This window comes from Breznakiella homolactica (genome assembly GCF_016616095.2).
GTDB lineage: Bacteria > Spirochaetota > Spirochaetia > Treponematales > Breznakiellaceae > Breznakiella > Breznakiella homolactica.
Window position 1 is genome coordinate 1,598,460 of sequence record NZ_CP067089.2, and the last position, 13,452, is coordinate 1,611,911.

Genomic DNA, 13,452 nt, shown 5'->3' on the forward strand with positions numbered 1-13,452 from the left:
CCCCGCCCCGTGTCAGTAAAAAAAGTTTTCCGCTTTCAATGCAGCGTCACACGGTACTTACCGTCAAGAAAATTACTCCAAAAAATCAAAAATTTGACGGAAAGAAATTACTCATGTACACTGATAAAGGAATCCCAATAATCAATTTTCCATAAAACTCGCAGGAGGAGTAGGAGTGAAAAAGGAAGCTGTATCCCGCAGAAATTTCTTAATCAGTGCCGGTAAAGTAGCCGGCGGCGCCGCCGTTGGAACTATGCTTGCAGGCTGTACCACCAGTCCCGCCAGAACGGACGCAAAGATAAACTGGGACCGCGAAACCGACGTCCTGATTATCGGAAGCGGTTTTGCCGGCATGGCCGCCGCCGTTGAGGCCAAGAAAGCCGGAGCCGACGTTCTGGTTATCGAAAAGAACACGGTTCTCGGGGGAAATTCAATCCAGTGCGCCGGAAATATCCAGCTCGGCGGCGGAACATCCACACAGCTCGCCGCGGGAATCCAGGATACCTGGCAGCGTTTTTACAATGATATCTTTGCATACGGCCACCACCGCGCCGATCCGGAACTTCTCCGGGCGGTCTGCCAGCATATTGTGCCCACCCACGACTGGTTTATCGATCTGGGCCTTAACTTCCGGAGAGTAGTTACCAAGGACGAGGGAATGACCGTCGCGTGTTCCCACAATGCCGCTCCCGGAGACTATCCCGGCAGCAGGGGTATCTCCCAGTGGTACGTTATCTATAAAAAGGTCAAGGAGCAGGGCACGGAAATTCTTACGGAGTGCAAAGCCGGAGAGCTTATAACCAATGCCGACGGCGCCGTTATCGGTGCAAAAGTTACCTATCAGGGCAAACCCATGTACTTTAAAGCCCGGAAAGCGGTTTTCCTGGGAAGCGGCGGATGGAAGTCCAATGTGGCTATGCGCCTCAACTGGGATCCGCGTCTGGACGAGGATCTCGCCGCCGGCGGCGCTCCCTTTGTTGAGACCAGCGGAGAAATGATCAACGCCGCGGTGGATATCGGAGCCGGGATGCGGGACATGTCCTTTGTCTGTGAATTCCGTTTCAAATGGGGTACGAAAATTTATTCCAGCTGGGATCCCCCATCCATAGAAGTTGTTCCCGGCGGCGCGGGCGTCACCATCAGCGCGTTCAACAACATCGTATTGCTCAAGAACGGCGGAGTACGCTTTGTGGATGAGAACGCCGCGGGAGCTTATCCCCAGATTCCCTTCTACAACGCCTTCCTCAATATCAACGACAAACCCCGGAACGTCTGGGCCATTACCGACGCTGCGGGAGCAGCGGATCTGAAGTGGAATCTTGACCATCTCAGATCCCCGTCAGAGACGGCGGCCCCCTATCTGAGCCCCTCCTGTGTCGCCGTGGCCAATACCCTGGAAGAACTCGGAGCAAAAATGGGTTTCCCCGGATCAGCGGTTGCCTCGGAGATCGCGAAGTACAACGGTTTTGTGGATGCCCGCAATGACGCGGACTTCGGCAAGCAGAACATGGGCCGGAAACTCGCGGCGGCGCCCTATTATGCGGTCAAGTGCCAGTTCTTTGCCCACGACCAGATGGGCGGCCTCGCGGTGAACACCAAGGGACAGATCCTCAAGCGTTCGGCGGCGTACGGCCCGGCCCCGATTCCTCTGGATCAGCAGGAAGTTATTCCCCATCTGTACGGCGCCGGCGAGTCGGTAGGCGGCTACGTTGGTGAAGAACGGGGACACGGCAAGATCGGCCTCTACATTGCCCACGCCCTGCTCAGCGCGCCGCACATGGCAGCCGAGACGCCGATCGCGTAACCCTCAGCACAATCCGCCGGTACCGGCGGATTACCATGTAATCTGAAAACACCCGGCTTTACCGCCGGGTGTTTTTTCGTTACGGCATAAATATCAGGATTCCCGTTTTCCATCCCCTTGCCCGGCGGCGGGGGCTTTTTCGCTGCCGCCCTCCGGATCGGATTTTTTCCGGTTCCCTTCCAGAACCTGGGCAATACGTCCGGCAATGGTCCCGGTTTTCGTGTTGTCGGTGGAATCCGGACCGCGGTGGGTGGGCAGAAACAGATTGACCGGCAGGGCGACTAAAATACCTACCAGGGTATCGGTAACCCGCCGCAGGGCCGACCAGATGGGCGGACGTTCGCCGCTGTAAGCCAGGATGATCACCAGATACACGATGCAGGTCAGTGCCGTAGCTTCGGGGAATCCGGTACGCACCGGGATAAGAATGAGCAGGAACAGAAAAAGGCTCATAACCAGATAAAACGGCAGATCGAACAGGGGCCAGCCCATGGCCTTAAAAACCGTAAGAACCAGGGCCGCCGCCAGGCCTCCCAGAATAGTACCGATAATCCTGGTAACCGCGGTCTTAATGCTGTTGGCGGTATCCGGCTGGATGCAGAGTATTGCGGCGATGGTACTCTGCATCGGTACGGTGCTGCGGAAATAGTCGATTACGCAGCAGATAAATACCGCCACCACGGTCTTAACCGACCGCATCCCGATATGGGGCAGGCGGATCCGGCGTTTTCGTTCTCCATTCTCAGGCAATGGCCCTGCGGTATCTTTCTTCATGGCAATATATTGTTAAGTGTAGGCGGAAACCACGGGAACCGCAAGCAAAACGGCCGGTTCAGGGATATGCAGAACCAGCCCGGAGCGTTGCTGTTTCCCGATCCCCTACCCCATGAGAAGCGTGAATAACGCCGACACCGGAAACACCAGAATCAGGGCCGGCAGCAGGTTGGCGGCGCTGATATGTTTGATACCGGCGATGCTGATCCCGACCACAAACGTAAGAAGCCCTCCGACGGAAATAAAATCCAGAATCATGGTTGCCGAAACCACGGGCATGATAAAATTGGCCAGATAAAAAAGCGACGTCAGAATCAGGCACTGGGGTATCACAATAAGGATCATGGCGTAGCCCAGCCGGGAAGCGAAAATCGCCGCGGCGAAAATGTCCATCACCGCCTTGGAAATAAGCACCGTACTGTCCCCGGTCATACCTTCATTTAAAGCCCCGAAAATATTAGCTCCGCTGGCGCAGAGGGTTACCGCCACCAGCAGATAGAACTGCATATATGAATCATGATCGCCCTCAATCGGAAATTTGAGGTGCCGGATAAGCCGTGAAAGAACATTCTTTATCCGCAGGTCAAGATTGAGAAGTTCCCCTATGAGCGCCCCGGAGATCAGAGCCAGCAGCACCGCCGGCAGGGAATGAAGCCTGATAAACGACGTAATGCCAATACCTATGGCGGCCACGCCGAAAATAACGGTTAAAGGCTCTTTGATTCTCTGCGGGATACGATCCCGGCATGAGGCTCCGATAAGTCCGCCGATGAGGACACAGGCGTTGTCAATCCACACTCCAATGGGAAGCATACACTACTCCAGTCAAAAGATTGAGCTACGCTAACATAGAAGATGGTTTGTTTCAAGAAAAAAGTGTGCCGATTGTTTTGGAGCGGGGAAATGTCAGCCGTTCAGAATCTCGGTTTCATCGGAGGTGAGTTCCTCAAATTCATCCTGCTCAAATTCGGCGATTTTCTTGACAATCTGGACCGCTATTTTTTTTCCGATCACACCGGGCCGGCAGAGAAATTTCCGTTTATTCCCAATATTGAGGGAAAAAGGTTCGTCCACCCTGCTGTTGTATAAATTCACGATATCACCGATCCGGAGGGATATGACATCCTTTGCGGTAACCTGTATACTGCCGACCTCAGCGGAAACGCTGATGCTGGCGTTTGAGATTTTATCCTTGAGGATATTCAGGTTTTCCGTGGTGGTTCCCCGGCGGACCGACGAATACCAGAACTGCGCGGAAAGTTTGCCGATGATCGGCTCTATGGTAATATAGGGAATACAGAGGTTCATCATGCCCTCCACATCCCCGATCTTCGTTTCCAGGGTTACGAGAACAACCATTTCGTTGGGAGCGACAATTGAAGCGAACTGGGGATTGGTATCAATCTGGCCCAGCCGGGGCCGGAGATCGATTACCGTTGACCACGCTTCCCGCAGGTTTCCCAGGAGACGGACAATAATGCCTTCCATAACCGATGTTTCAATATCCGTCAGTTCATGCTGGGATTTGGTCCCCTCCCCGGTACCGCCGAAGAGGCGGTCGATAATGGAAAAGGTGATCGCCGGGTCTATCTCCAGAATGGCGTTGCCCTTGAGCGGGTCCATGTTGATAATGGCCAGGGTCGTTGGGGTCGGTATGGAACGGATAAATTCCTCATAGGTCAGCTGGTCCACCGACGCTACGTGGAGATGCACAATACTCCGGAGATTTGCCGAAAGGTTGGTTGTCGCCAGCCGGGCAAAGGTGTCGTGCATGATCGAAACCGTACGGATCTGTTCCTTGGAGAATTTGTCCGGCCGCTTGAAGTCGTATATTTTTATCTTTCGGGTATCCGCCGCCGGCCGGAAATCCTCCGGTTCGGTATCCCCTGCGTTTATCGCGGTGAGTAACTGGTCTATTTCATCCTGGGACAGAACTTCGGTCATAGTCTATCTCTATTTTCGGCTTAATAATATGGATAATAACCCAATATTACATAACTATACAACATTTCCGTAAAAAACAACAGTCTTATATCAGAGGGAACCGCTCTGTGACACGGGTATCGAAAGGGTAAAACAGACCATTTCATCCCGGTTTCCGCCGCTGATAGTACCGTGATGCAGCCCCGCGATAGCCTTGGCAATGGAAAGCCCCAACCCCGATCCGCCTTCGGAACGGGCGGCGTTTCCGCGGTAGAGCCGGTCAAACATATGGGACTCATCCCGGGGAGATAAGTATCCGGTATTGGCAACCTCAAAAATAATCCTGCCGCGGTCTTCCCGGAGGTCCACCGTCACGAGACCGCCGGGCTCCGTATACTGGAGGGCGTTTTTGACCATATTCGAAACACAGCGCTGGAGCAGGTAGGCGTCGGCGGAAAAAACCGTATCCTCCGGAGCGGAGCACCGGAACCGTATATTCCGCTGCATAGCCAGGAACTTGAACCCCCTGCAGGTTTCGGTAACAAACTGGGCCGCGATGATATCCGCGGGGATGATTTTCATTTCCGGGGATTCGTAGCGGCTCAGCTCCTGGAGGCTCATGACCAGCTGTTCAATATGGCCGAGCTCCGCCAGGAGAGCTGCCAGGCGGGAACGGCCGGTGTCGAGCACCCCGTCGGCCATGGCTTCCAGCTGGGCCTTTACCGCGGCCACCGGAGTGCGGAGGTCATGGGAAATATCCTGCATCCATTGGCGGCGCAGGGATTCTTCCCGCTCGAGGCGTTCCCGGAGCTGCTCCGCGGACCGGACAATCACCGCAAACTCATGGGTTTCCGCTGCAACCGACGGAGGTCGCTGGCCGTCCCCGCTGATGGAAACAATATCCCCCGCGAGGGCGGCGGCCTGTTTTGAGAAAACCGATGAAATGAGCAGGGAAATTCCCAAAGCAAGAAGCACCGCAGCGGATCCTCCCGCCAGGGCCGCCTTGATCATGGTGGACAGGAAAATACGGTTCGCCCGGTACGCCAGGAAGTCGGCGTTGTCCACCGAAAAATACCCCACCGGTATGCCGTTGTCCTCGATCACCCGGGGAGGATTCAGGGCCAGGAAGGTCTGCATGGGGCCCATACGCCGTTCCATCTCCGCCGGGCTTATGCGTTTTCCTTCATTAAGAAGAATCATCGGTTTTTTCTGTTCGTCAAAGACAAACACATAGAGGGAATCGGTCATATAGGGAAGCAGCGCGGCCTCGAGCTCCGCGGGGGAAAACCCGCCCCGGAGGCGGTAAACCTTGGACAGTACCGGAAAGAGCAGGTTTTCCAGGTCAGCCTTTTTGTCGGTGTTCCAGCTTTCGATGGAAACCCGGACAGCGAAAATAAAAATCACCGTCATGATCAGGAAAACCGCCAGCACCGCCGTGATCTGGCCGGAAAAAATACGGGTAAAAATATTTTTCATGCCACTGAATTTACGGCAGCCCCTTTGGGAAGGGGTTCCCCGTTAAAACGGTAACCGTAGCCCCGGACCGTACTGATCCAGCCGGAATCTTTCAGTTTCTGGCGCAGGTTGGCGATATGGGTATCCACGGTCCGCTCACTGCCTTCAAAAAAATAGTTGAGGCATTGGGCAAGGATTTTTTCCCGGGAAACAACCTGACCGGCGTTGCGGGCAAGGTACTCGAAGATCTCCCATTCCGCGCCGGTGAGATGTATATCCGTTCCGTTGAGCTTAAGCAGATGGCCCGCGGTATCCATGGCAATCCGGCCGCCCTCCAGGGCCCAGGCCAGGGAAGACCCGCAGTCCCCCCCGGAATTCCCGGCGGTTCTTTTGAGCAGGGCCTTTACCCGGAGCACCAGTTCCTTGGCGGAAAAGGGTTTGCAGATATAGTCATCGGCGCCGAGTTCAAACCCGAGGATCCGGTCGGATTCCGAATCTTTGGCGGTGAGGAATACGATGGGTATCGCCGAAATTCCCCGGATTTTCTTGGCCAGGGCAAAGCCGCTTCCGTCGGGGAGCATGACATCCAGGATAACCAGATCAGCGTTTTCCCGTTCTATGACATCCAAAACCCCGTCGGTTCCCCCGAACTCAATGGTTTTATAGGATTCCAGCTGCAGGTAGCCCGCGCAGGCTTCCCGGATAAGGGTATTGTCTTCAACCAGTATAATACACGCCATAGTTACTCTCCGTAGGTAATCTCCCGCAGGGTGTATACCGGGCCGCGTTCTCTTCGGCGTACCCAGTTCCCCTGGCCATCGTAGATGTAGCTGATTTCCGCCTCTCCGGAATCCCCGCTGAAAAGCCGTTCTCCGATGACGGTGCCGTTTTCCCCATAGGCCCTTTCCAGGGAAGTTTTTACGGTACTGCGGGCATCCAGGGTTTTCCGGCGTGAAAGTCTGCCTTCTTCGGTGTAGGAGTATTCAACCTGTTCATACAAACCGTTCCCGTCATAGCGGGTCTCGGATACCAGGTTGCCCGATGTATCATAGGAAAACTCCGTGCGTTTAAGGAGTTTTCCGTCGGGATACAGGGCTTCGTATACCGAGAGCCGGCGGTCTTCGGTATAGCCGTAGGTCTCCCGGAGACTTACGGTTCCGTCGCTCTTGTAGGTGGTCTTCTCTGCGGCAAGGTGCTGGTCGTTGTAAACGAAACAGGCCTTCCATTCGGCGGCGCCGCCGGAACCGGAGGAGACTTCCTCCGAAAGCCGCCCTTCTTCGTCATAGCGGTATTCGTATTTCCATTTGAGGTCGCCGGAACTGCCGGTACCGGTTATTTCCGACAGGGCGCCGTTTTCCAGATAGGAATAACGGGTTTCAGTCTTAACCGAACCGTCCGTTTCATACTGGGCCATAAGAACCGGATGGCGGTCATCGAAATCGATGGAGCTCTTGAGGCTCAGGTCTCCAAGATCCGTTCCCTGGTATTCACGGATACGGACCGCTTTTCCTCTGATATCTTCGGCTATGCCGGTCAGAGCCGCAGTTTCGTCCTGGGCGGCGCAGGGGACGGCGGCCCCCAGAAAAACACACCACAGAACCGTTCCAATCTTCTGAAACAGCTTCAATACAATTCTCCGGGAATGATGGTATTTCCAAAGAAAAAACATTTCAACGCGGTCCGGCGCTCCGGAAGGATTCCATTGAAAGATAATTATAAAATTCAAAAGATATTTCAAAAATTCGGCGTTCATCTTTGCAGAATCTTAACAATACCCCCAAAAAGCCCTGACCTTTACCGGCTAGATTCTTTGGTATACAGACAGCGGGCTCCGGAGCCAAGTTTTGGCATGGCCCGCAATTTAAACTGAAGGAAGGATAAGATCATGAAAAAGCTTATCACAAAAATCATTACTGCGGCCCTGATAGCGGGAACCGCAGCAGGTATCCATGCCCAGGAATTCGGCATGCCCCGGGACGCAGTCACCATCGGAGAAATGGTTTCCGCCAGCGTTGACTGCACCCAGCTTGTGGACGCGCTGGACGATCATGTGGATCTTTCGGAATTTACCGTGGCGGTATCGGACCTGGCGGACGAAGTGGACATCCTGGCGGACGCCGGAGGCATCACCGTATTTGCTCCGGTGAACGAAGCCGTGGAAGATACGACATTTATGGATTCTGCGGTGGCCGATTATATCGTCCCCGGCACTTTTACCATTGAAGCCCTCCAGGGCATGGAAAGCCTCACCGCCCTTTCGGGAAAGGAACTTTCCGTGGAAGCCGGAGAAACAGGGGTTACCGTAAACGGGATTGCCCTGGCAGCGGATGACAGCATCACATCCCAGGGAATTATCATCAACAAGCTCGCAGGTACCTTTGAAGAGACCCTGCTGACCCTGCGCTGAACAGCTTCGCCGACTGGAGTATAGTATGGAAAAAGGAAAAATATTTAAAAAAATAATCGTGGCGGTATCCGCCGCCGCGGCAGCCTTGGCCTTAGCAGCCTGCGGATCCGGCGAGATGGAACAGGTTTCGCAGCCCGCGGAGCTATCCGGAAGCGGATACGATGTTTCAGCCCCAAAAGACCTCGATTCCGTCTACAGCGGGGCGCTGCCCCAGGATAACGGTACGGTTACCGAAGAATCCGAAGAAAATAAGGAAAATGAGGAGAATCCGGCAGCACCGTAAAAAAATGTTCCAGTAAGTAAAAAAGTATAAAACGGCGCTGTCCGGGAGAAGGATTACGGTTTATCCTGTACCCCGGGCGGCGTTTTTTTTCATTAAATTAAGTAAAAGGCTTTTTCCTGCATCAGCTTCCCGGAAGCGTTGCCAATCGGTGAATTTATCGTATAATGGGAATCACGGAGAAGCGGACCTCGTAATGGAATCAAAAAAAACGTCCCTGTCGATCCGCCTGGGCCAGTTTCTGACCCGGTTAGGCATTGGCATGCAGGCAAAATTGATCATGATTTTCCTCCTGGTGCAGGTTCTGCCATTGATTCTGCTTACGGTTATGGCCTGGCAGCAGGTCCATATCCTGGGGGATATTCTCCGGGAAATTGCCGTGGAGGATGCCTCCGACGCGCTGAACCGGAGCGCGGTGGAAAACATCGAACGGATGTCCACCGACGCCGCCAACAGGGTGGCGGAGTTTCTGTACAGCAGGGACGATGATATCCTCTATCTGGCCACTCTGGAACCGACCCTGGAAAATTACCGGCGCTTTTCCGAGATGCAGCAGGGCGCCATTGTTAAAAAAGGCGAATGGGTCCTGGCAGATGACGGACTGTCCTGGGTGCTTCAGAACCCGCCTCCCGCGGATTCCGCCGGCGGAGTATCCACCAACAGCGAAAACAACGACATGGACGGTTTTAATTACCGTCCGCCGGAAATATACCCATCCGAGAAGGTTCCATTTTACGACGAGATTACCTTTGTGGATCTCGACGGAACGGAACGGGTAAAATACGTTACGCCCCATTCCACCAAGGTCCGGTTTCCCCTGGATTCCCGCCGCCGGGATGTATCCCGGCGGGAAAACACCTATATCAAAGCGGAAAATTATTTTGAGAAACTGACGGCCCTGCAGCCCGGTGAGATTTACGTATCCGATGTGATCGGCGCATACGCGGGATCAAACTACATCGGGATGTATACTCCGGAGAATGTGCAGAAGGCCGCGGCGGACCGGGGCTACGATATTCCCTACCTTCCGGAGGAACAGGCCTACGCCGGGGAGGAAAACCCCAACGGCCGGCGTTTTGAGGGCATTGTACGGTGGGCCACGCCGGTAACCGGGGCGGGCGGCGCGGTCGTAGGGTACGTTACCTTTGCCCTGAACCATGACCATATTATGGAATTTACCGACCATCTTACCCCTATGAATGAGCGGTATACCCGGCTGCCCAGCGCCTATGACGGCAATTATGCCTTCATCTGGGATTACCAGTGCCGGAGCATCTGCCACCCCCGGCACCATTCCATCGTGGGTTACGATCCGGAAACCGGCAGTCCCCAGATTCCCTGGCTGGAATCTTCAATATACGAAGGATGGAAATCCAGCGGACTGGAGAAGTGGACCGATTACGCAAAAGACATACCGGTCTTTTACGAGCAGTCCCGGGCAAAAATACCGGCCCCGGAGCTCACCCGGGCAGGTCTGGTAGGTCTGGATGGCCGGTACCTGAACAACGCCCCCCAATGCACCGGCTGGATGGACCTCACCGGGGAAGGCGGCTCCGGTTCCTTCTATATACTCTGGAGCGGTATTTACAAGCTCAACACCGCCGCGGCAATCCCCTACTACACCGGGCAGTACGCCCCTTCGGAAGCCAATGGGTTTTCCCGCCGGGGCTTCGGTTTTGTGGCCATCGGTTCGGGGCTGGAGGACTTCACCCGTCCGGCGGCGGACATGGAAGGCCGGCTCATTGACGCCATCCAGGAAAACCAGGAATCCACCACCCAGCGGCTCCTGTTCACCACCATTGTCCTAATCATCCTGGTGGTATGCATTGCGATCCTGGTAGCCAGTTCCATTACGGGAAAGATCAACACCCTTATCGCGGGGATCTCCCATTTCCGGGGAGGAGAACGCCAGTTCCGGTTTAATGTACCGGTTAAGGATGAGTTCGGAGCCCTGGCGGATTCCTTCGATGATATGGCGGACAGCATCGTGGCCAGCGTGAAGAATTCCCTGAGCATCACCGACATGGATCGGCGGATCATCTATATGAACGGGCCGGGGCTGGAATTCTGCCGGAAAACCCTGCCGGAAGTAACCGGAGCGCCCTATGCCGAAACCAGTGTGTACCCGGCGAACTCACCCTATGATCCTATTCTGGCGCTGGAGGAAGGAAGGGAAGCGGAAATTTTCTACCTGGAAAACAGCGACCGCTACCTTAAAGGAATAGCCAATTACCTTCTCGATAAAGAAGGCCGGCGGATCGGCTACATCATCGAAACCGCGGACATGACCGATATGGTCCGGGAGCAGATCCGTATCGAGGAACAGAAATCCCTTCTGGATAAAATCTTTTCCGCGTCCCCGGACCTGATCTGGTATATGGATTCCCGAGGGGCGTACTTTACGGTTAATCCCCGGTTTGCCGCCATCGCGGACAGGCCTACGGAAGAGTTTACCGGCAAAACCGCGGAGGAGATTCTTCCGGCGGATATCGCCCGGGGATTCGCGGAGAATGACCTGAAGGCCATTGCCGGATCGGAGCCCCTGTACTCGGAGGAACATCTCAGCTTCGCCGACGGCCACAGGGAAATCCTCGATTCGGTGCGCACCCCCATTTACGACGGCAGCGGTTCCCTCATCGGCCTTCTGGGTTTTGCCCGGAACGTCACCATCCGGGTGGAAATGGAGGAAAAGCTCCGCAGGACCCAGCTGGACCTGGAAAAAGCGGTTAATGACGCCAACGAAGCCAATGCCCACAAAGGGGAATTCCTGGCGCGGATGAGCCATGAAATCCGGACACCCATGAACGCCATCATCGGCCTTACCGCAATTGTACAGAAAAAACTGGGGGAGCTTGCCAGCCGGGAAGGCGCCATGGATCTGGTGGCCGATCACATAGACCAGATCGAATCATCCTCCCAGCATCTGCTGGGGCTTCTCAACGATATCCTGGATCTTTCCAAAATCGAAGCCGGCAGGATCGAACTTACCGATGAAACGGTGCAGCTTTCCCAGCTAGCCGCCACGGTGGCCAACATCATCCGGCCCCGGTGCGAAGAAAAAAACATACACTTTGAAACGACGGTCCCGGATTTCAATCCCCCGGCGTTCCGTCTGGACTCCCTCCGGCTCCGGCAGGTGCTGATAAACCTCCTGGGCAACGCGGTAAAATTTACCCCGGAACACGGCACCATTGAGTTTAAACTCATCAAGAAAGAACACCGGGACGGGAAACTCCTGGTGGAATTCATCGTCAGGGATACGGGTATCGGTATTGCCGGAGAGGATGTCGGCAAAATCTTTGAATCCTTTGAACAGGGCGGAAGCGATATTGCCCGGAAACACGGCGGCACCGGCCTGGGGCTGGCTATCAGCAAACGGATACTCCATATGTTCGGCAGTGAAATTATCGTGGAAAGTACCCCGGGTAAGGGCAGTACCTTCCGTTTCGAGATATGGCTCACGGAAACCCAAGAAGGGCTTGATGAAAAAACCGCCGAGCCCTCCGTGTCCGGAAAATTCCCCGGGGCGCGGATGCTCCTGGTGGACGATGTGGAGGTCAACCGCCTCATCGTGCGGTCCCTGCTGGAGGACACGGGCATTCAAATTGACGAGGCCGCGGACGGAAAGGAAGCGGTGGACATGTTCGCCGCGTCGGCCCCGGGTTATTACAATGTTATTCTCATGGATGTGCAGATGCCCCGGATGGACGGCTATGAGGCGACGGAAGCCATCCGGGTTCTTGATCGGCCGGACGCCGGGACAGTTCCGGTCATCGCCCTGACGGCCAACGCTTTTAAGGAAGACATAGACCGGGCTGCTTCCCACGGCATGAACGACCACATTGCCAAGCCCGTGGAGCTTGACGCGTTGATGAAAGCCCTGTCCCGGTTCCTCAGAGGCAGCGAAGAGGAAACGGAATGATCCCGCTGTATAGCACCGTCTGCACCCTGCTGCTGCTTCACGAAATCGAATCGGCCTATGAGAAGGAATGGGAAATTCTGCATTTACCGGGAAAAATAACGGGATTCCTGCTGATGCACATTCCCATTATAGCGGTTATGTTTCTCGGCCTGTACTGGCTGGCTGCGGGTTTTCCCGCGGGAAACATCGTTTCCCTCATTGTGGGTATTGCCGGACTTTTCCCCTTCACGGTCCATAAGCTGCTGGTCAGGAGGAAGGAACATTTCGGCAGTTTAACTTCAAACATCATTATCATCGCCAGCGGAATAACCGGCATTGCGTTGGCGGCACTAAGCATAGGGAGACTGCTATGAACATGGCGCTGCTTATTATTGACATGCAGAAGGCGTATTATGAAGGTCCCGGTAAGGTGTCCATGGACAAAGCGGCGGAATACATCAGCGAGGCCCTGGGCCTGTTCCGGGAAAACGGTCTTCCCATAGTCTGGATCCAGGACGCTGACGAAGAGGACGGCATTGTCCCGGGAACCCGGGGCTACGAAATCATCGACATACTCAAACCGGAAACCGGAGAAGAAATCGTCAGCAAAACATACAGCAACAGCTTCAACAAAACCGATCTATTCCCCTTCCTCACGTCCCGGAATGCGGATACCGTGATCATCACGGGATACAGCGCGGAATACTGCGTTCTCTCCACCTACCGTGGCGCCAAGGACCATGACCTGTTTCCCATACTGCTGCGGCACGGCTTAGCCAGTGACAGCAAAGAGAACAATACCTTCGTGGAAGATATCAGTGAAACGGTAACCCTTAATGTGCTCAGGCGGATGGTTGAAGGCTAGGACGTCTTAAAATACAGCGGAAGATTTATTCCGGAAGAAACCG

The 13,452-nt window shown here is 54.8% G+C and carries 12 protein-coding genes; 6 read left to right on the top strand and 6 right to left on the bottom strand.

All coding sequences use genetic code 11. From position 1 onward, the window contains the following. The first annotated feature begins 175 nt into the window (after window positions 1-175). Entirely contained in the window at window positions 176-1,804 is a 1,629-nt protein-coding gene (locus tag JFL75_RS07350; protein ID WP_215626029.1) for an FAD-dependent oxidoreductase, read from the top strand. 93 nt (window positions 1,805-1,897) lie between these two features. Here JFL75_RS07350 and JFL75_RS07355 read toward each other — a convergent pair whose 3' ends face one another. The 6 genes from JFL75_RS07355 to JFL75_RS07380 form a co-directional block, all read right to left on the bottom strand. Further along, window positions 1,898-2,578 (bottom strand): FUSC family protein, encoded by a 681-nt coding sequence (locus JFL75_RS07355; RefSeq protein WP_215626030.1) that lies wholly within the window; start codon window positions 2,576-2,578, stop codon window positions 1,898-1,900. Window positions 2,579-2,683: 105 nt separating this feature from the next. Next, complete coding sequence (locus JFL75_RS07360; protein WP_215626031.1) at window positions 2,684-3,391, bottom strand: DUF554 domain-containing protein; 708 nt, start codon at window positions 3,389-3,391, stop codon at window positions 2,684-2,686. Between the two features lie 93 nt (window positions 3,392-3,484). Next, complete coding sequence (gene fliM, locus JFL75_RS07365) at window positions 3,485-4,522, bottom strand: flagellar motor switch protein FliM (protein ID WP_215626032.1); 1,038 nt, start codon at window positions 4,520-4,522, stop codon at window positions 3,485-3,487. Window positions 4,523-4,612: 90 nt separating this feature from the next. After that, window positions 4,613-5,977: a sensor histidine kinase gene (locus JFL75_RS07370; RefSeq protein ID WP_215626033.1), complete on the bottom strand. Its 1,365-nt coding sequence runs from the start codon at window positions 5,975-5,977 to the stop codon at window positions 4,613-4,615. Next, window positions 5,974-6,696, bottom strand: coding sequence for a response regulator transcription factor (locus JFL75_RS07375; protein ID WP_215626034.1), 723 nt, complete (start codon window positions 6,694-6,696; stop codon window positions 5,974-5,976). Before JFL75_RS07375 ends, JFL75_RS07370 begins: the two co-directional genes overlap by 4 nt. Before the next feature lie 2 nt (window positions 6,697-6,698). Continuing rightward, a complete protein-coding gene (locus JFL75_RS07380) occupies window positions 6,699-7,583 on the bottom strand; it encodes a hypothetical protein (RefSeq protein ID WP_215626035.1) in 885 nt (294 codons plus the stop codon). A gap of 258 nt (window positions 7,584-7,841) precedes the next feature. Here JFL75_RS07380 and JFL75_RS07385 point away from each other — a divergent pair, with 258 nt between their 5' ends. The 5 genes from JFL75_RS07385 (at window position 7,842) to JFL75_RS07405 (ending at window position 13,409) form a co-directional block, all read left to right on the top strand. Continuing rightward, the gene (locus JFL75_RS07385) at window positions 7,842-8,363 is read left to right on the top strand and encodes a fasciclin domain-containing protein (protein WP_215626036.1); all 522 of its coding nucleotides are present in this window, start codon (window positions 7,842-7,844) and stop codon (window positions 8,361-8,363) included. A 25-nt stretch (window positions 8,364-8,388) separates the two neighbouring features. Next, window positions 8,389-8,646: a hypothetical protein gene (locus tag JFL75_RS07390; protein ID WP_215626037.1), complete on the top strand. Its 258-nt coding sequence runs from the start codon at window positions 8,389-8,391 to the stop codon at window positions 8,644-8,646. A 193-nt stretch (window positions 8,647-8,839) separates the two neighbouring features. Further along, on the top strand, window positions 8,840-12,565 hold the full coding sequence (locus JFL75_RS07395) for an ATP-binding protein (RefSeq protein ID WP_215626038.1): 3,726 nt from the start codon (window positions 8,840-8,842) through the stop codon (window positions 12,563-12,565). Next, complete coding sequence (locus JFL75_RS07400) at window positions 12,562-12,918, top strand: DUF6713 family protein (RefSeq protein WP_215626039.1); 357 nt, start codon at window positions 12,562-12,564, stop codon at window positions 12,916-12,918. Before JFL75_RS07395 ends, JFL75_RS07400 begins: the two co-directional genes overlap by 4 nt. After that, window positions 12,915-13,409 carry a cysteine hydrolase family protein gene (locus tag JFL75_RS07405; RefSeq protein WP_215626040.1) on the top strand — a complete coding sequence of 165 codons (495 nt, stop codon included), beginning with the start codon at window positions 12,915-12,917 and terminating at the stop codon, window positions 13,407-13,409. Before JFL75_RS07400 ends, JFL75_RS07405 begins: the two co-directional genes overlap by 4 nt. Window positions 13,410-13,452 lie beyond the last annotated feature (43 nt).

Coding starts and splice junctions, on each gene's coding strand:
- JFL75_RS07355 (WP_215626030.1), bottom strand. CDS start 2,578: ATGAAGAAAGATACCGCAGGGCCATTGCCTGAGAATGGAGAACGAAAA.
- JFL75_RS07360 (WP_215626031.1), bottom strand. CDS start 3,391: ATGCTTCCCATTGGAGTGTGGATTGACAACGCCTGTGTCCTCATCGGC.
- fliM (WP_215626032.1), bottom strand. CDS start 4,522: ATGACCGAAGTTCTGTCCCAGGATGAAATAGACCAGTTACTCACCGCG.
- JFL75_RS07370 (WP_215626033.1), bottom strand. CDS start 5,977: ATGAAAAATATTTTTACCCGTATTTTTTCCGGCCAGATCACGGCGGTG.
- JFL75_RS07375 (WP_215626034.1), bottom strand. CDS start 6,696: ATGGCGTGTATTATACTGGTTGAAGACAATACCCTTATCCGGGAAGCC.
- JFL75_RS07385 (WP_215626036.1), top strand. CDS start 7,842: ATGAAAAAGCTTATCACAAAAATCATTACTGCGGCCCTGATAGCGGGA.
- JFL75_RS07390 (WP_215626037.1), top strand. CDS start 8,389: ATGGAAAAAGGAAAAATATTTAAAAAAATAATCGTGGCGGTATCCGCC.
- JFL75_RS07395 (WP_215626038.1), top strand. CDS start 8,840: ATGGAATCAAAAAAAACGTCCCTGTCGATCCGCCTGGGCCAGTTTCTG.
- JFL75_RS07400 (WP_215626039.1), top strand. CDS start 12,562: ATGATCCCGCTGTATAGCACCGTCTGCACCCTGCTGCTGCTTCACGAA.
- JFL75_RS07405 (WP_215626040.1), top strand. CDS start 12,915: ATGAACATGGCGCTGCTTATTATTGACATGCAGAAGGCGTATTATGAA.